Here is an 18,661-nt window from a genome sequence, read left to right as displayed (position 1 = left end):
CTTTTGCTAACTGCTTGAAAAAAACCATCGTTAAACCGATATAAAAATACAAGACAACGTGGTGCTCATCACCACTTACCCTCAAAATAAAAATTGGAGAATTTAATCATGGCTAAAATTATTGGTATTGACTTAGGTACAACCAACTCATGTGTTGCAGTGATGGAAGGTGACAAAGTTAAAGTCATCGACAATGCTGAAGGCGCACGCACTACCCCATCAATCGTTGCCTATAAAGATGACGGTGAAATCTTGGTAGGTCAATCAGCCAAACGCCAAGCGGTAACCAACCCACAAAATACCTTATTTGCTATCAAGCGTTTAATTGGTCGTAAGTTTGAAGACAAAGTCGTGCAAAAAGACATCGGCATGGTGCCATACAAAATTGTCAAAGCTGACAATGGCGATGCCTGGGTTGATATCAACAATAAAAAATTAGCACCACCTCAAATTTCTGCTGAAGTTTTGAAAAAAATGAAAAAAACTGCAGAAGATTATCTGGGTGAAAACGTCACCGAAGCGGTAGTAACGGTACCTGCTTATTTTAATGATAGCCAACGTCAAGCCACTAAAGACGCAGGTAAAATCGCCGGTCTTGATGTCAAACGTATCATCAACGAACCTACAGCGGCAGCCTTAGCTTACGGCATGGACAAAAAAGGCGGTGCAGACCGTAAGATTGCGGTTTATGACTTAGGTGGTGGTACTTTCGATATTTCAATCATCGAAATCGCAGACGTTGATGGTGAGCAACAATTTGAAGTGCTTTCAACCAATGGTGACACCTTCTTAGGCGGAGAAGACTTTGACTTGACCTTAATCGACTATTTGGTTGAAGAATTCAAAAAAGAAAACAGTGTGAACCTAAAAGGTGACCCGCTGGCAATGCAGCGCCTAAAAGAGGCAGCAGAGAAAGCAAAAATCGAACTTTCAAGCTCGCAAAGCACCGATATTAACTTACCGTATATCACTGCCGATGCGACAGGTCCAAAACACTTAGTGGTAAACGTAACCCGTGCCAAGTTAGAAAGCTTAACTGAAGCGCTTGTCAACCGTACCATTGAGCCTTGTAAAATCGCACTGAGCGACGCGGGCTTAAAAGCGTCTGATATTGATGACGTTATCTTGGTAGGTGGTCAAAGCCGTATGCCACTGGTGCAACAGCGTGTTCAAGAATTCTTTGGCAAAGAGCCACGTAAAGATGTGAATCCTGACGAAGCCGTAGCGATGGGTGCAGCGATTCAAGGTGCGGTACTGTCTGGTGACAAAACTGACGTACTACTGCTTGACGTAACACCATTAACCCTAGGCATCGAAACCATGGGCGGTGTGTTGACGCCAATCATCGAGAAAAACACCATGATTCCAACCAAGAAATCACAAGTGTTTTCTACAGCGGATGACAACCAACCAGCAGTAACTATTCAGGTCTACCAAGGTGAGCGTAAAATTGCCGCACAAAACAAATTGCTTGGACGTTTCGATTTGACCGATATTCCACCCGCACCGCGTGGCGTACCGCAAATTGAAGTTACCTTTGACATCAACGCTGATGGTATCATGAATATCTCGGCTAAAGACAAAGGTACGGGTAAAGCACAAAGTATCCAAATTAAAGCCGATTCAGGTCTATCAGATACTGAAATTGAGCAGATGATTCGTGATGCTGAAGCCAATGCCGCTGAAGATGCCAAATTTGCTGAACTTGCGCAAGTACGTAACGAAGCAGACGGTCGTATTCATGGCGTACAAAAAGCTATGAAAGATGCGGCTGACAAAATAACCGATAGCGACAAAACTGCAGTAGAAGACGCTATCAAAGCGCTAGAATTGGCTGTCAAAGAAGATAATCTAGATGATATCAAGTCAAAACTTGAAGCCCTAGACAATGCCTTCTTACCTGTTAGTCAAAAAATCTATGCTGACACAGGCGCTACGGCAGAAGCGGGCGATGCACAACCTCAACAAACCAAGCAAGATGATGGGGTCGTTGATGCAGAATTTACCGAAGTAAAAGATGACAATAAATAATCAGTTCACCGATTAAAGCCTCGATAAAAATACCGCCGCAAGGCGGTATTTTTTATTTTATTTGAAAATTTTTAAAAAAGGTGTTGACACCCATCCAGATTCACGTATAATACGCCACCACTGAGCGACGAAGAGTTTACAAATAAGTAAAACAAGTTACGAAGCTTAGAAAGAATTAAAATAAAGCTTGACAGAGTAAAACAAAACATATTACAATATCAAGCTCACCAGATGATAGACGATATCTTTGGTACACTAAATAACAACGAACACAAGAACAACTTGTGTGGATTTTCACTTAGGGCGATAAAATTAAGACTTTAATTAATTGTATTGTCAGAGTGAAGATACTCGTAAGTTTATTTGAGCAAAGACAGTATAAATAATTGAGTCAACAAATTAAATCTATTGACATCGCATAGCGATGACAATAGATAGAAAGATTAAACTGAAGAGTTTGATCATGGCTCAGATTGAACGCTGGCGGCAGGCTTAACACATGCAAGTCGAACGATGATTATCTAGCTTGCTAGATATGATTAGTGGCGGACGGGTGAGTAACATTTAGGAATCTGCCTAGTAGTGGGGGATAGCTCGGGGAAACTCGAATTAATACCGCATACGACCTACGGGTGAAAGGGGGCGCAAGCTCTTGCTATTAGATGAGCCTAAATCAGATTAGCTAGTTGGTGGGGTAAAGGCCCACCAAGGCGACGATCTGTAACTGGTCTGAGAGGATGATCAGTCACACCGGAACTGAGACACGGTCCGGACTCCTACGGGAGGCAGCAGTGGGGAATATTGGACAATGGGGGCAACCCTGATCCAGCCATGCCGCGTGTGTGAAGAAGGCCTTTTGGTTGTAAAGCACTTTAAGCAGGGAGGAGAGGCTAATGGTTAATAGCCATTAGATTAGACGTTACCTGCAGAATAAGCACCGGCTAACTCTGTGCCAGCAGCCGCGGTAATACAGAGGGTGCGAGCGTTAATCGGAATTACTGGGCGTAAAGCGAGTGTAGGTGGCTCATTAAGTCACATGTGAAATCCCCGGGCTTAACCTGGGAACTGCATGTGATACTGGTGGTGCTAGAATATGTGAGAGGGAAGTAGAATTCCAGGTGTAGCGGTGAAATGCGTAGAGATCTGGAGGAATACCGATGGCGAAGGCAGCTTCCTGGCATAATATTGACACTGAGATTCGAAAGCGTGGGTAGCAAACAGGATTAGATACCCTGGTAGTCCACGCCGTAAACGATGTCTACTAGCCGTTGGGGTCCTTGAGACTTTAGTGGCGCAGTTAACGCGATAAGTAGACCGCCTGGGGAGTACGGCCGCAAGGTTAAAACTCAAATGAATTGACGGGGGCCCGCACAAGCGGTGGAGCATGTGGTTTAATTCGATGCAACGCGAAGAACCTTACCTGGTCTTGACATAGTGAGAATCCTGCAGAGATGCGGGAGTGCCTTCGGGAATTCACATACAGGTGCTGCATGGCTGTCGTCAGCTCGTGTCGTGAGATGTTGGGTTAAGTCCCGCAACGAGCGCAACCCTTTTCCTTATTTGCCAGCGGGTTAAGCCGGGAACTTTAAGGATACTGCCAGTGACAAACTGGAGGAAGGCGGGGACGACGTCAAGTCATCATGGCCCTTACGACCAGGGCTACACACGTGCTACAATGGTAGGTACAGAGGGTTGCTACACAGCGATGTGATGCTAATCTCAAAAAGCCTATCGTAGTCCGGATTGGAGTCTGCAACTCGACTCCATGAAGTCGGAATCGCTAGTAATCGCAGATCAGAATGCTGCGGTGAATACGTTCCCGGGCCTTGTACACACCGCCCGTCACACCATGGGAGTCTATTGCACCAGAAGTAGGTAGCCTAACGTAAGAGGGCGCTTACCACGGTGTGGTCGATGACTGGGGTGAAGTCGTAACAAGGTAGCCGTAGGGGAACCTGCGGCTGGATCACCTCCTTAACTAAAGCACTAAGTGAGAATTCACAGCAAGTTGTTCTTGTGTATAAAAAGCTAATTCGAGGGTTACGGCTTTAGAATTTACTTCGTAAATTCTCTTGCACTCGGGCAAAGCGATGCTTTGCTAATCCTCGTTCAGGGTCTATAGCTCAGTTGGTTAGAGCACTGCCTTGATAAGGCAGGGGTCATAAGTTCAAGTCTTATTAGACCCACCATTTAACCAGAGGTTAAATGCTTTAGAATTTACTTCGTAAATTCTCTTGCGCTCGGGCAAAGCGATGCTTTGCTGATCCTTGCTCAGGGGCCATAGCTCAGTTGGTAGAGCGCCTGCCTTGCACGCAGGAGGTCAGGAGTTCGACTCTCCTTGGCTCCACCATAATTAGCTTAACGTTATAAAGCAGACAGAGTAATTTAGTAAGTATTAAGAGATTACTTCAATCTGTTTTATCAGAAATCACGACCTGACGAAGGTCTGATAATTCAATAACAACATAGAGAAATGAGTCTGGGTTAATTATCAAGTTCCAACGAAGATAATTAACCTTAGTAATCAGCCAATCAGACCCAAAGAAATGATTGGAATAACTGATTACTTAAAAGTAAAGAGAACTGAATCAAGCGTAAACATAGGTGAAGATCGTTACCATTACCTATACGACCCTTTAGGGTTGTATAGTCAAGTAATGAAGTGCACATGGTGGATGCCTTGGCAGTCAGAGGCGATGAAAGACGTGACAGCCTGCGAAAAGCGTCGGGGAGGCGGCAATATCCTGTGATCCGGCGATATCTGAATGGGGAAACCCACTTGTCATAAGACAGGTATCGTAAATTTATTTACGAGGCAAACCGGGAGAAGTGAAACATCTCAGTAACCCGAGGAAAAGACATCAATAGAGATTCCCCTAGTAGCGGCGAGCGAACGGGGAGGAGCCGACTGATTATAATTTAGAGGAATGACTTGGAAAGGTCAATCGTAGAGGGTGATAATCCCGTACTCGAAAGGTTATAAGAAGCATATTAAGTAGGGCGGAACACGAGAAATTCTGTCTGAAGATGGGGGGACCATCCTCCAAGGCTAAATACTCCTGACTGACCGATAGTGAACCAGTACCGTGAGGGAAAGGCGAAAAGAACCCCTGTGAGGGGAGTGAAATAGAACCTGAAACCGTGTGCATACAAGCAGTCGGAGCATCATTTATGGTGTGACGGCGTACCTTTTGTATAATGGGTCAGCGACTTATATTCTGTAGCAAGGTTAACCGAATAGGGGAGCCGTAGGGAAACCGAGTCTTAATAGGGCGTCTAGTTGCAGGGTATAGACCCGAAACCGAGTGATCTATCCATGAGCAGGTTGAAAGTGACGTAACAGTTACCGGAGGACCGAACCCACTGTCGTTGAAAAGCCAGGGGATGACTTGTGGATAGGGGTGAAAGGCTAATCAAACTCGGTGATAGCTGGTTCTCCCCGAAAGCTATTTAGGTAGCGCCTCGGACGAACACCATTGGGGGTAGAGCACTGTTTCGGCTAGGGGGTCATCTCGACTTACCAAACCGATGCAAACTCCGAATACCGATGAGTGATATCCGGGAGACAGACGGCGGGTGCTAACGTCCGTCGTCAAGAGGGAAACAACCCAGACCGCCAGCTAAGGCCCCAAATTCCTAGTTAAGTGGGAAACGATGTGGGAAGGCACAGACAGCTAGGAGGTTGGCTTAGAAGCAGCCATCCTTTAAAGAAAGCGTAATAGCTCACTAGTCGAGTCGGCCTGCGCGGAAGATGTAACGGGGCTCAAACTAGGAGCCGAAGCTGCGGATTTAATTGTTTCAATTAAGTGGTAGGGGAGCATTGTGTAAGCCTGTGAAGGTGTGTTGTAAAGCATGCTGGAGGTATCACAAGAGCGAATGCTGACGTGAGTAACGACAAAACGGGTGAAAAGCCCGTTCGCCGGAAGACCAAGGGTTCCAGTCCAACGTTAATCGGGGCTGGGTGAGTCGACCCCTAAGGCGAGGCCGAAAGGCGTAGTCGATGGGAAATCGGTTAATATTCCGATACTTGTTTATGATGCGATGGAGGGACGGAGAAGGTTATGCCAGCTTGGCGATGGTTGTCCAAGTGGAAGGATGTAGTTAGGTTTAGTAGGCAAATCCGCTAGACTATTAATGAGATCTGATAGCAAGCTGTACTTGTACAGCGAAGTGGCAAATACCCTGCTTCCAGGAAAAGCTTCTAAGCGATAGTCATAAAGAAATCGTACCCGAAACCGACACAGGTGGTCAGGTAGAGAATACCAAGGCGCTTGAGAGAACTCTGCTGAAGGAACTAGGCAAAATGGTACCGTAACTTCGGGAGAAGGTACGCTGCCGATGGTGAGTAGACATGCTCTACAAAGCTATTGGCAGTCGCAGATACCAGGCCGCTGCAACTGTTTATTAAAAACACAGCACTCTGCAAACACGAAAGTGGACGTATAGGGTGTGATGCCTGCCCGGTGCTGGAAGGTTAATTGATGGGGTTAGCGTAAGCGAAGCTCTTGATCGAAGCCCCAGTAAACGGCGGCCGTAACTATAACGGTCCTAAGGTAGCGAAATTCCTTGTCGGGTAAGTTCCGACCTGCACGAATGGCATAATGATGGCGGCGCTGTCTCCAGCAGAGACTCAGTGAAATCGAAATCGCAGTGAAGATGCTGTGTACCCGCGGCTAGACGGAAAGACCCCGTGAACCTTTACTACAGCTTTACATTGAACTTTGACCTTACCTGTGTAGGATAGGTGGGAGGCTTTGAAGCAGGCACGCCAGTGTCTGTGGAGCCATCCTTGAAATACCACCCTGGTAATGTTGGGGTTCTAACTCAAGCTTAACAGAGCTGAGGACAATGTATGGTGGGTAGTTTGACTGGGGCGGTCTCCTCCTAAAGAGTAACGGAGGAGTACGAAGGTGCGCTCAGAACGGTCGGAAATCGTTCGAAGAGTATAAAGGCAAAAGCGCGCTTAACTGCGAGACCCACAAGTCGAGCAGATACGAAAGTAGGTCTTAGTGATCCGGTGGTTCTGTATGGAAGGGCCATCGCTCAACGGATAAAAGGTACTCTGGGGATAACAGGCTGATACCGCCCAAGAGTTCATATCGACGGCGGTGTTTGGCACCTCGATGTCGGCTCATCTCATCCTGGGGCTGAAGCAGGTCCCAAGGGTATGGCTGTTCGCCATTTAAAGAGGTACGCGAGCTGGGTTTAGAACGTCGTGAGACAGTTCGGTCCCTATCTACCGTGGGCGTTGGAAATTTGAGAGGATCTGCTCCTAGTACGAGAGGACCAGAGTGGACGAACCTCTGGTGTTTCGGTTGTGACGCCAGTCGCATTGCCGAGTAGCTATGTTCGGATGGGATAACCGCTGAAAGCATCTAAGCGGGAAGCCCACCTTAAGATTAGATTTCCCTAAAGAGCCGTTGTAGACTACGACGTTGATAGGTTGGGTGTGGAAGCATAGTGATATGTGTAGCTAACCAATACTAATTGCTCGTTTGGCTTGACTATACAACGCCTAAATGGCTTTGTAGGTAATAACGATTATCACCTCGCTTGATATAGCTCATACTTTACTTCTAAAACAACTCATTTCTCTATCCCCCTTTGCTGACGATAATAGCTTGGAGGTCCCACCTGATCCCTTCCCGAACTCAGAAGTGAAACTCCAATGCGCCAATGGTAGTGTGGTTCGCCCATGTGAGAGTAGGTCATCGTCAGCTCCCTATTCCAAATCACCCCCCCTTACTAATGTAAGGGGGTGTTTTTTTTGTCAAAATAACATGCAGTATTATGATGTTAGTTTTATTCTTTTTATATGCTGCATTAATAACCTACTTATTACATAGCTTTACGCATTTTCACACTGTAAATTTTTGAATCCTATATACTGATTACATCAATGTCGATCCTTTTTTAACCTTAGGCGAACATTTGATGTTTTCTAAAAAATCACAAATATAATTAAATATCTAGGATAAAAAATGACACATAAGCCCGTTAAACCAGAGCCAAATATGAATATTCAGCAAGGCAATGCTGGTGAAACTCATCAGCAGGCTGATAATAATTCAACCAATTTAACTACGCAGCAAGGTATTGTTATTGCAGATAATCAGAATTCGCTAAAGGCAGGTCGCCGGGGTCCTGCATTGCTGGAAGATTTTATTTTACGCGAGAAAATTACCCATTTTGACCATGAACGTATTCCTGAACGTGTTGTACATGCTCGTGGTACGGCAGCCCATGGTTATTTTGAACTAACCAAATCATTAGAGCAATTTACCACAGCTAAGGTATTAACAGAGGTGGGCAAACAAACCCCATTATTTACTCGTTTTTCAACGGTAGCCGGTGGTGCGGGATCAATTGATACGCCGCGTGATATTCGCGGTTTTGCCGTCAAAATCTATACAGAGGAAGGTAACTGGGATTTAGTGGGTAACAACACCCCTGTGTTCTTTATACAAGATGCGATTAAATTTCCCGATATTATTCATGCTGTAAAAATGGAGCCTGATCGTGGTTTCCCACAAGCGGCATCAGCGCATGATACCTTTTATGATTTTATCTCGTTAAACCCTGAAACCTTACATAACTACCTATGGGCGATGAGTGATCGCGCTATTCCTCGCAGTTTACGCATGATTGAGGGCTTTGGTATCCATAGCTATCGCTTTATTAATACCCAAGGCGAAAGTGTGTTCTTCCGTTATCACTGGCGTCCACGTTTGCAGCTTCAATCACATGTGTGGGATGAAGCTGTGAAAGTTGCCGGTGCTGATCCAGACTATCATCGTCGTGATTTATTTGAAACCTTGTTTGAAAATGGTGACGAAGTTGTTTGGGACTTTGGTGTGCAGATCTTTACCCAAGAACAAGCAGAAAAATTCCCATTTGATCATTTGGATGCAACCAAATTAATTCCAGAAGAATTAGTCCCTGTTGAAATCGTGGGTAAAATGGTATTAAACCGTTATCCCGATAATTTCTTTGCGGAAACAGAGCAAGTGGCTTTCTGCCCAGCAAACATCGTACCAGGTATCGACTTTAGTAATGATCCATTGCTACAAGGTCGTTTATTTAGTTACCTTGATACCCAGTTGTCACGTTTGGGCTCACCAAATTTTGCCCAGCTGCCAATTAATGCGCCAAAATGTCCATTCCATAATATGCAACGTGATGGCCATATGCAGATGCAAATTCCTAAAGGTCGGGTCGCTTATGAACCACAAAGTTTGGAACCAGAAAAACCACGTGAAAATCCCGCAGTAGGCTTTAAATCATTTGCTGAGGATTTAAGCCAAGGCAATGATACAGTTAAAGGGCGTATCCGTGCAGAAAGCTTTGCAGACTTTTATAGTCAACCACGTATGTTCTATCGTAGTCAAACCCCTATTGAGCAGGCGCATATTGCTTCAGCGATTGTGTTTGAGCTTTCAAAAGTTGAGACACCCTATATCCGTGAACGCATGGTTGCACAGCTGCTAACGGTTGATGAAACATTGGGTAAACGCGTGGCCGATGGGTTAGGCATGAAACCAGTGCCAAAACCGATTGAGCCGACTGTTCCGGTGCAAGATTTACCATTATCACCAGCTTTGCAGTTGATTGGTAAAGCCAAGCCAACGCTTGAAGGTCGTAAAGTGGCTATTTTAGTCGCAGATGATTCAAATGCAGAAATGCTTGAAAAATATAAAGCGGCGATTACCGCAGCAAAGGCAACACCCTTTATAGTAGCACCAAAAATTAGTATTACGTTAAACAATGGTGAAACCATTGCGGCTGACGGTCAATTGGCGGGTTCACCTTCTGTCTTGTTTGATGCAATCGTGAGTATCATTATGCCGGAGCAAGCGAAAAAGTTAGCCAAAATGAGTGAGGCGATTGCGTGGTTTAAAGACGCGCACGCCCATCTAAAAGCGATTGCTTATTGCGGTGCGACGGATGAATTTATCCTGATTCCCCAGCATATTGAGAAAGATGCCAGTGTGGTGGCTTTAAAGGAAATAGAGACCTTTATCGAGAAGGCCAAATCGCGTGAATGGGATCGTGAGCCTAATGTGCGTGATTTAGCATAACTGATCAACCCAGCAACAAAAAAGCTAGCTTAATAATAAGCTAGCTTTTTATTTATTTGGCGGAAACGGAGGGATTCGAACCCTCGATACGCTATTAACGTATACACACTTTCCAGGCGTGCGCTTTCGACCACTCAGCCACGTTTCCAATCGAGTTGCAATTCCAAAATATAGGTAATCGCAAAACGGACGCCTATTTTACCCAAAATAATGCCAAATGTCATGTATAATTAATCAATTTTCATCGATGGCTAGAGTTGGTAAGTTATAGCGTATGAGTTGTTATCAGCGTTTTTCCCACAAATCACTGTCACAGACACTAGTAGTGATAGCTTTATCCTTATTGTCCTTATGGGCACATTCTAGCAGCTCTTTAGATTATCGCAAACAGCACCTCAATCAATGCGGCAATACCTATGCTAACCAACAAAGTCCGCAGCCTCTTTCGAATCCACCACTTGAGATTTATTATCTATGTCTAAATGGCTTTGCTGTGGGGTATTCGTCACTGAGTAAAACCGCTTTGTGGTCAGCAGAGTATTTGACGCGAGCGCGTATTGAAAAAGCGAGTGAGTTATCTAGGGTTGATAATTTTCACGAGGAAAGTCAGCTGCCTAATCGGGTTAAAGGCTATTTAGCTGATTATCGTAACGTACCTTATGATCGTGGGCATCTAGCGCCCAATGCAGATATGAGTACGCTTGAATCACAATATGACAGTTTTAGCCTTGCCAACATTGTACCGCAAAATCCCGTCAATAATCGTAGCACTTGGCGAGACATTGAGTCCCGTACTCGTTATCTAGCGATTAAACACAACCGTATCTATGTGGTGACAGGGGTGGCTTTTATCAGTAATCGGGTTAAGAAAATTAATAACAATATATTAGTACCCAGTCATCTGTACAAAGCGATTTATATTCCAAGTCTACAACAAGCAGGGGTTTATTTTGTCCCTAATGATGATAGTCAGCGAGTGGAAATCATTAGTCTGGATGAACTTGCGGTAAGAATAGGCGTGGATGCCATGCCAGGGTTATCAGGGAAGGTACAAAAAACGGCAATGACGCTGCCTATTGATGATTATTCACCAGCTACAAAAAATAAAAACACGCCAAAATCAGAGCCCGATAACCAGCAAATTTTATTAGTCTTAGTTAATTTAGTCTTGACTATTTTTGAATGGATAATCAGCCTATTTAAGTCCTAAAAATGGCAATTATACACAAATGACTGATTAGTCATTTTGAGCTTTTGGAATTTTTTAAAAAAATAATTACTTAAAAATCAGTAACTTAAAATTAAAAAAATGGATAATTTTACCCTGTAAGGATGTAGAAAACTATTAGCAACTTTTGTGTATCAAAAAATATCTTTACCTCAAAACCATTTTGGCTATAATGATTGTCAATGGCACTGCATCTCACTTCCCTTACTTTTTTGCAGTGCGCTACAGAAGGAACTGTTATGAAAATTTCTCTTAAATCAATCAGCGTTGGTGTTGCTCTTTCTACTTTAAGTGTTGCTGCTATGGCTGCCGATCCAATCGTGGGTACCTGGCAAACTTATGAAGACAATCAACCAAAAGCGCAAGTTCAAATCTCACAAACAGGTGCTACTTTCACCGGTAAAATCGTTGCGGGCAATACTGAAAAAGCAAAATCTTTTGTTGGTAAAACTGTGTTAACAGGCGTTAAAGCAGCGGGTAATGGCAAATATTCAGGTAAAGCCAAAGACCCACGTTGGGGCTTTGGGTTAGGTGCAGATATTTCATTAAGCGGTTCAACCTTGACTTTATCTGTTCCAGTCAAAGGCAGCCAAACTTGGAAAAAAATTAAATAATCGCTACTGATTTGAAATCTCAAAAAAGCTAGATATCACTATCTAGCTTTTTTATCTGTCCAATCGCAAGTTTTGTAGATTCTTTTAGTATAATTATATAAAAAAATAGGCTGATTGAATCAGCCTATGTTTACTATTCTTTGTCTATTCAATACGTTCGCCATGTACGGCTAAATCAAGACCGGTGTATTCATCTTCATCAGTGACACGTAAGCCCATGGTTAATTGAATCACTTTGGCAATAATGAAAGTCACAATCGCGCAGTAGATGATAACCGCAAACACGCCTTCTAACTGTACCCACACTTGACCCATAGTCGATAAAGCCAGTGGTTTGCCAGTGATAGCAGGACTCACAAAGACACCTGTCAATATGGCGCCGACGATACCACCAACGCCATGCAATCCAAACGCATCCAAGCTATCATCGATTTTTAACAGCCGTTTCAGATAGTTGACTGCATAAAAGCAAACCAATGAGGTGATGATACCAATCGCTAATGCGCCTGCTACAGTCACAAAACCTGCCGCTGGGGTGATACCGACTAGACCTGCTACTGCGCCTGATGCACCGCCCAATACAGAGGCTTTACCACGCACTAATTTTTCAATGGCAAACCAAGTCAATGCCCCTGCCGCTGCCGCTACTTGCGTGACGAGTAGCGCATTACCTGCCAATGCATTTGCCGCCAACGCACTACCGCCATTGAAGCCAAACCAACCTACCCAAATCAAACCCGTACCAATTAAGGTTAAAGCCAAGTTTGAAGGTGCCATCGGGTCACGGTTATAGCCATTACGTTTACCTAAAACAGCCGCTAACACAATACCTGCTACACCGGCATTAATGTGCACGACCGTACCGCCTGCAAAGTCTAGCGCACCATCTGCCATTAACCAGCCGCCGCCCCAAACCCAGTGGCAAATCGGTGCATACACCAATAATACCCAAAGCGCAGTAAACACCATGAAGCTACTAAATTTGATACGTTCAGCAATCGAACCTGCTAAGATTGCCACAGTGATAATGGCAAAGGTCATTTGAAAAGTGACAAATAACAGGGTGGGCACGGTACCGGTTAAATCACCCAGCCCGATATTAGCTAACAATGCGTTATCGAAACCGCCAACAAATTGATTAAAATCGCTGCTACCAAACGCCAGCGAATAACCCAACACAATCCAAACAATAGATACTAATGCTGTGGCACCATAACTGTGTGCCATCGTCCCTAAAATATTCTTTTTGCGTACCATACCTGAGTAAAACAATGCCAACCCTGGAATAGTCATTAGTAGCACTAATGCAGTCGAAATTAATACCCAAGCGGTGTCGCCCGCATTTAGCGTAGGCGTGTCAGCAGCATGAGCCACCAATGGAGATAACAACAATAACGATAAAATTGATTTAGTAGATACTAGTGGCTTTGAAAATTTGGCAAAAGCTGCCCTTGTAATGACGGCATTCATCGTAACCCCCTTAAAATTATTTGAGATAGTCGTTAAGCGGCTTGATAGGTCTTGGTTAATTTTTAAAGGATGGTCGACTTTAAAAGTTAACAAGCGTTGCCACAACGACAGTCATGATAGTGTTAGATAGCATTAGCGCCTGTTTCACCAGTACGGATACGAATCACTTGTTCTAATGGTGATACAAAGATTTTGCCATCACCGATTTTGCCCGTGCTAGCCACGCGAGTGATAGCTTCAATCGCTGCATCAACCATTTCGTCAGTCACCGCAATTTCTAACTTAACTTTGGGCAGGAAATCAACCACATACTCAGCACCACGATACAATTCAGTATGACCTTTTTGACGGCCAAAACCTTTTACTTCGGTAACTGTGATACCTTGAACACCAATCTCAGAGAGTGACTCACGTACATCATCTAGTTTGAACGGTTTTAAGATAGCCGTAATTAATTTCATAATAATTTCCTTTTAAGTGCCGCTTATGGTTGGGTTAGTTACTAGCTGCTGCAGTGGCTTAATAGCGATTACCCTAAACAGCATTCGTATAGCGAGTTGAAAATGGTAGTTTCGATAATTCAAAAGCTATGCCAACTTTCAGAAATGTCCTATTTTTAAGGGGGTAAAAAATACAACTTATTGAAAATAAAGCAAAAACTTTTTTGTGGTTTCAATGCGACCATCACACAGAAAGCGAAATTTTATTATAACCAAAAAATAAAAATTCCTCTAATGTAAATCAGTCATTGCACCAAAAAGGTTATTTGGGTGCCATTAACGATTTTGTAGATAATTTTTAGAATTATTTTAATGGTTAGCAATAAAAACAAAATAATTGCACCAAAAAAGTGCATTTTACTGCCTAAAATTGTTAAATTTATTGGGTAATACAGACAAAAAGTATATCTTCATCGCAAAAATCGTAGCATTTAAACCGTCTTTTATTGCGGTCACTACAAAACATGAAAACTCACATTTAATCGCAAAACTTTTTGTCATAAAATGGTATGATAGAAAACGTTTTTTAGCTTATGCGGCAAGTATTGTTATTGCCTTAGTTAGCGGTACCCTTATTTAAGTGCTACAAGTTTAAGTATTATAAGTTTAAGTGTTACAAGGAATTCTCGTGAGCCAACTCTCTGCCACTCAATCAGCCGTTTCACCTGCTTCAACCAACCAAAGCATGCCATCAGCATCGAGCATGATTCAACGTGGCAATGGCTTACAAGTGGTGGTTGGACTTGGCAAATCAGGCTTGTCGGCAGTCAACTATTTACACGCGCTTGGCTACCCCGTAGCTGTCACCGATGCAGGTCTGCCCAAACTTGCCGAGCATTTGCCAACTGATATAGTGACCAAGTTTGGGGCAATAGATGGCGAACTGTTAGCAGTGGCAGATCGCATTATCATCAGTCCTGGTATCGACCCTTATTTGCCGGTGTTTGATGGCGCACGTGCGAAAAAAATCGCGATTGTCAGTGATATTCAATTGTTCCATGAGGTAGCTAAACAGCGAGATATTCCGATTATTGCGATTACCGGCTCTAATGCCAAAAGCACTGTCACCACCCTGGTTGGCGAGATGGTCAAAAATGCGGGGTTTAAAGTCGGTGTCGGTGGTAACTTAGGAACGCCCGCGCTTGATTTGTTACTTGAGCCCATACAGATGGCGGTGCTTGAGTTATCCAGTTTTCAACTACAGACCACCACCAATTTAGCCGCCAAAGTAGCCACCGTGCTTAACATGTCGCCTGACCATCTAGATCGCCATGGCAATATGCTCGGCTATCACCAAGCCAAACACCGAATTTTCCAAGGCGTGCAATCCATTGTGGTTAACCGCGAGGACTTGCTTAGTCGCCCGTTGGTAGCCGATGATATGCCCACCATTAGCTTTGGTAGTAACGCACCTGATATGAATCAGTACGGATTGATAAAAGATAGCGATGGTAAAATCTGGTTAGCACGGGGTCGTGAGCGGTTGCTCAATGAAAAAGACGTGCCGATCAAAGGTGAGCATAACTTGATGAATGCGCTGTCAGCCTTAGCAATTGGCGAACTAGCAGGTCTGCCGCTAGACAGTATGTTAACGACATTAAAAAACTTTGTCGGGCTGCCACATCGCTGTGAATTTATCACAACCACCCATCAGCTCGATTGTTTTGACGACTCCAAAGGCACTAACATTGGCTCGACCATCGCGGCAATTTTGGGGCTAGGTAAAGTATATGCGCCCAAAGGCAAAAAACTTGCAGTGATTTTGGGCGGGCAAGGTAAAGGTCAAAACTTTGCTGAACTGGCAAAACCCTTGATGGATTATGCGCAAGTGGTGTACTTTATTGGAGAAGATGCCGATAAAATCGCGGCTGATTTGGCATCAGCGGGTTTAGATGCTCACAATCCTGCAGGGATTGTATTAACCAAATGCCAAACCCTGGAACAAGCGGTCAGTCAAGCTTGGCAAGACCAGCCAACATTCCCCGCTTTAGGCGTATTATTGCTATCACCCGCTTGTGCAAGTTTTGATCAGTTTAGTGGCTATGTGGAACGTGGACAAGTTTTTCAACGCTTAGTCAAACCCCAATAATCATTCGCTAGTGTATTTTTAATATTTAGGTTGTGTTATGCCCGCGCCCCATTCAACTACTTCTTCACTTTCTTCATCCCTCTCAGCTAACAGTGTTTCTGCTAAGAAAAGCCGCCAGTGGATTCCGCCCATTAATTCGGTGCTATTGACCACGGTGGCAACCATTATGGTATTTAGTCTGTTGATGGTGGCGTCCGCGTCAATACCTTTTGCACAAACCAAAAAACTGGGTGATTTTTACTTTTTCTATCACCAACTGGCGTACATGGGAATCGGTGCAGTTCTTGGTTTACTGGTGTATTTTATCCCGCTTCGCAAGACGTTTCGCTTAGATTTTATTATGTATGCGCTGCTGGCTTGTCTTTTGCTGATTATTTATACCCTAATCGGTGGGTCAGTGATTAACGGCAGTAAACGCTGGATTGAACTGGGTGGTATCAATTTTCAGCCCTCTGAATTGGCAAAATTGTTGATGATTTTGTACACCTCAGATTATCTGGTGCGCCGATCAGAAGAGATTCGTAACCATTGGAAAGGCTTTTTGCGGCTAACACTGATAGCCATGGGGTTGACCTTGTTTATCATGTTGCAGCCTGACTTTGGTTCGGTGGTGATTATTGCAACCTGTATTGCGGCGATGATTTTTGTCGGCGGGTTACCCATGCGCCAGTTTTTTATCATCATGGGTGCCATGTTTTTGGCAGGTACCATGGCGATTATGGGGGCAAGTTACCGACTAAAGCGGGTAACCTCGTTTTTAGATCCGTTTGATGACTTAAAAAATAGTGACTATCAGCTAGGTCGCAGTATTGTAGCCTTTGCCCGAGGTGAATGGTTTGGTGTCGGTTATGGGGAAAGCATCCAAAAACTCTCCCATTTACCGGAGGCGCATACCGACTTTTTACTAGCGATTACCGGTGAAGAGTTAGGCTTAGTGGGTGTGTCGTTTTTACTGGTGTTACAAATTATTTTGGTCACTACGGTTATGCGCATTAGCTACCAAGCGCTAGCACGGCACCAAACACGCTTAAGCTATTTTGCGTTTGGGGTTGGGATTTTGTTCTTTGGGCAAATTTTTGTTAATGCCGGTATGACTATGGGAATGCTACCTACCAAAGGGTTGACCATGCCATTTTTTAGCTATGGGGGTTCTTCTATGGTGGTTAATCTGATTATCGTCGGATTGTTGATGCGAATTATTAAAGAAAGCCCAACGATTCCTGCCAATCAATGTCGTTATTATTAATGGGTTGCCAAAAGATTTTGTAAGCTATCGACTTTTATACGCTGTTTGCCTTGCAGCGGCGTATGATTCCATTGGCAAACCGCCTGCTCGAGCATCGTGGTCGGTTTATCCAGATCAACCGGTGGCTGTTGTAATAATTGCAGTGCGGTCTTAATAAGTTGTGGGGCAGGGTAGGCGTGAATCGGCTCTGCTAGCGTTTGCTTAGACAGCTTTTGCCCTTGTGCATTCACCAAAATGGGTAAGTGGTAGTAGTATTGGTTAGGGGGAAAATTTAAATAATCCGCGATGACCATTTGCGGTATCGTCAATGGCAATATATCCAAGCCGCGCACAATTTGATTGACACTCTGTTGCGCGTCATCAATCACCACCGCCAGCATATAATTAATCATGCCTTTGTTGGCGGTTGGCGTATTTGAAAAAGACCGCCCAATGCGCCGCCTTCTGACCACAATATCACCCTGTTCTCGTTGCGGATTGCCTGAAATCACCCCTTGCAGCTGATCGAAAAAAAGCATTGGGTTATCTGGCATTACTAAGCGAATGGCATGATCGCGCGATAGCCGCTTATGGACGCAGATTCTAGGATAAGGGTATTGGGTGTTGGGGTGGGCAAGTTGATAAGTTTGCAGGGATTTACGACTGCAATCACAGCCATAACTTACTGCTTTTAGCTTCTCATCCAATAACGCGTGATATGTGTCTAGGTGTTGCGACTGGTAACGAACGTTACCATCCCAGTGCAAACCTAATCGCTCCAAATCTGCTAAAATCAAATTGCTAAATCTTGGATGACAGCGCTCAGTATCAGTATCTTCAATGCGTACCAGCCACTTGCCTTGCGCTTGCTTGGCGATACAGTAACTGGCAATAGCCGTCACCAGTGACCCCAAATGCAAAGCTCCCGTCGGAGAGGGAGCAAAGCGACCAATAACGGGAGATGTTGATAAATTAAGCATGACCCCATGCTTGTTTTTCTTTAATCTCTGATAGCGTTTTGCAGTCGATACATTGGGTCGCGGTTGGACGGGCTTCTAAACGACGCAGACCAATCTCTACACCACAAGTCTCACAAAAACCGTAATCACCACTGTCAATCTCGGCAATCGATTTATCAATCTTACGAATCAGTTTACGCTCACGGTCACGCGTGCGCAGTGCCAACGCAAACTCTTCTTCTTGGGTGGCGCGGTCATTAATATCAGGCATTGCCGTTGATTCATCTTGAATATAAGATTTGGTTGATTCAGCTTCGCTAATTAACTGCTCTTTCCAATCTAATAAAATTTTTCTAAAATGCGCAAGTTGTGCGTCATTCATATATTCTTCTTCAGCCGCTGGCTGATATGGGGTAAAGCTTAATTCACGTTCATTTTGGGCAGATGCCATAGCTAATTCCTCTAAA

The 18,661-nt window shown here is 44.2% G+C and carries 10 protein-coding genes, 3 tRNA genes and 3 rRNA genes; 11 read left to right on the top strand and 5 right to left on the bottom strand.

Features of this window, described 5'->3' with window-relative positions; translation table 11 throughout:
- Positions 1 to 108: 108 nt before the first annotated feature.
- The 7 genes from dnaK to RNZ41_RS10595 all read left to right on the top strand — a co-directional run bounded on the left by dnaK (position 109) and on the right by RNZ41_RS10595 (position 10,109).
- Positions 109 to 2,031, top strand: a complete 1,923-nt coding sequence (gene dnaK / locus RNZ41_RS10625; RefSeq protein ID WP_060994956.1) for a molecular chaperone DnaK — start codon at positions 109 to 111, stop codon at positions 2,029 to 2,031.
- A gap of 445 nt (positions 2,032 to 2,476) precedes the next feature.
- Positions 2,477 to 4,008 (top strand): 16S ribosomal RNA (locus RNZ41_RS10620).
- Between the two features lie 135 nt (positions 4,009 to 4,143).
- Positions 4,144 to 4,220: transfer RNA gene (locus RNZ41_RS10615), tRNA-Ile, on the top strand.
- 85 nt (positions 4,221 to 4,305) lie between these two features.
- A tRNA-Ala gene (locus tag RNZ41_RS10610) sits at positions 4,306 to 4,381 on the top strand.
- A gap of 298 nt (positions 4,382 to 4,679) precedes the next feature.
- A 23S ribosomal RNA gene (locus tag RNZ41_RS10605) occupies positions 4,680 to 7,539 on the top strand.
- Between the two features lie 98 nt (positions 7,540 to 7,637).
- Positions 7,638 to 7,751, top strand: a 5S ribosomal RNA gene (gene rrf, locus RNZ41_RS10600).
- The 16S, 23S and 5S rRNA genes sit together here with 2 tRNA genes alongside, the layout of an rRNA operon.
- Positions 7,752 to 8,012: 261 nt before the next feature.
- Positions 8,013 to 10,109, top strand: coding sequence for a catalase (locus RNZ41_RS10595; protein ID WP_314027254.1), 2,097 nt, complete (start codon positions 8,013 to 8,015; stop codon positions 10,107 to 10,109).
- A 57-nt stretch (positions 10,110 to 10,166) separates the two neighbouring features.
- Here the strand turns inward: RNZ41_RS10595 and RNZ41_RS10590 are convergent.
- A tRNA-Ser gene (locus RNZ41_RS10590) sits at positions 10,167 to 10,257 on the bottom strand.
- A 126-nt stretch (positions 10,258 to 10,383) separates the two neighbouring features.
- On the opposite strand from RNZ41_RS10590, the gene RNZ41_RS10585 reads away from it, so the two are divergent.
- The gene (locus tag RNZ41_RS10585; protein ID WP_314027253.1) at positions 10,384 to 11,319 is read left to right on the top strand and encodes a DNA/RNA non-specific endonuclease; all 936 of its coding nucleotides are present in this window, start codon (positions 10,384 to 10,386) and stop codon (positions 11,317 to 11,319) included.
- Positions 11,320 to 11,519: 200 nt separating this feature from the next.
- Positions 11,520 to 11,951 carry a DUF2147 domain-containing protein gene (locus RNZ41_RS10580; RefSeq protein ID WP_253852211.1) on the top strand — a complete coding sequence of 144 codons (432 nt, stop codon included), beginning with the start codon at positions 11,520 to 11,522 and terminating at the stop codon, positions 11,949 to 11,951.
- Between the two features lie 144 nt (positions 11,952 to 12,095).
- Here the strand turns inward: RNZ41_RS10580 and RNZ41_RS10575 are convergent, their stop codons facing one another.
- Positions 12,096 to 13,421 carry an ammonium transporter gene (locus RNZ41_RS10575; RefSeq protein WP_314027252.1) on the bottom strand — a complete coding sequence of 442 codons (1,326 nt, stop codon included), beginning with the start codon at positions 13,419 to 13,421 and terminating at the stop codon, positions 12,096 to 12,098.
- Between the two features lie 122 nt (positions 13,422 to 13,543).
- On the bottom strand, positions 13,544 to 13,882 hold the full coding sequence (locus tag RNZ41_RS10570; protein ID WP_007115809.1) for a P-II family nitrogen regulator: 339 nt from the start codon (positions 13,880 to 13,882) through the stop codon (positions 13,544 to 13,546).
- A gap of 742 nt (positions 13,883 to 14,624) precedes the next feature.
- On the opposite strand from RNZ41_RS10570, the gene murD reads away from it, so the two are divergent.
- Entirely contained in the window at positions 14,625 to 16,010 is a 1,386-nt protein-coding gene (murD, locus tag RNZ41_RS10565) for a UDP-N-acetylmuramoyl-L-alanine--D-glutamate ligase (protein WP_314027846.1), read from the top strand.
- A 37-nt stretch (positions 16,011 to 16,047) separates the two neighbouring features.
- Positions 16,048 to 17,256: a putative lipid II flippase FtsW gene (ftsW, locus tag RNZ41_RS10560; RefSeq protein WP_177343771.1), complete on the top strand. Its 1,209-nt coding sequence runs from the start codon at positions 16,048 to 16,050 to the stop codon at positions 17,254 to 17,256.
- Here ftsW and gluQRS read toward each other — a convergent pair.
- Positions 17,253 to 18,215, bottom strand: coding sequence for a tRNA glutamyl-Q(34) synthetase GluQRS (gene gluQRS / locus RNZ41_RS10555; protein ID WP_284034983.1), 963 nt, complete (start codon positions 18,213 to 18,215; stop codon positions 17,253 to 17,255). The genes ftsW and gluQRS overlap by 4 nt on opposite strands.
- The gene (gene dksA, locus RNZ41_RS10550) at positions 18,208 to 18,645 is read right to left on the bottom strand and encodes an RNA polymerase-binding protein DksA (RefSeq protein ID WP_036594643.1); all 438 of its coding nucleotides are present in this window, start codon (positions 18,643 to 18,645) and stop codon (positions 18,208 to 18,210) included. Before dksA ends, gluQRS begins: the two co-directional genes overlap by 8 nt.
- Positions 18,646 to 18,661 lie beyond the last annotated feature (16 nt).

This window comes from Moraxella sp. DOX410, assembly GCF_032248735.1.
GTDB classification, from domain to species: Bacteria; Pseudomonadota; Gammaproteobacteria; order Pseudomonadales; family Moraxellaceae; genus Faucicola; species Faucicola tetraodonis.
Note: the sequence above shows the minus strand (reverse complement) of the source record. Positions and strands in the feature narration are given on the sequence as shown.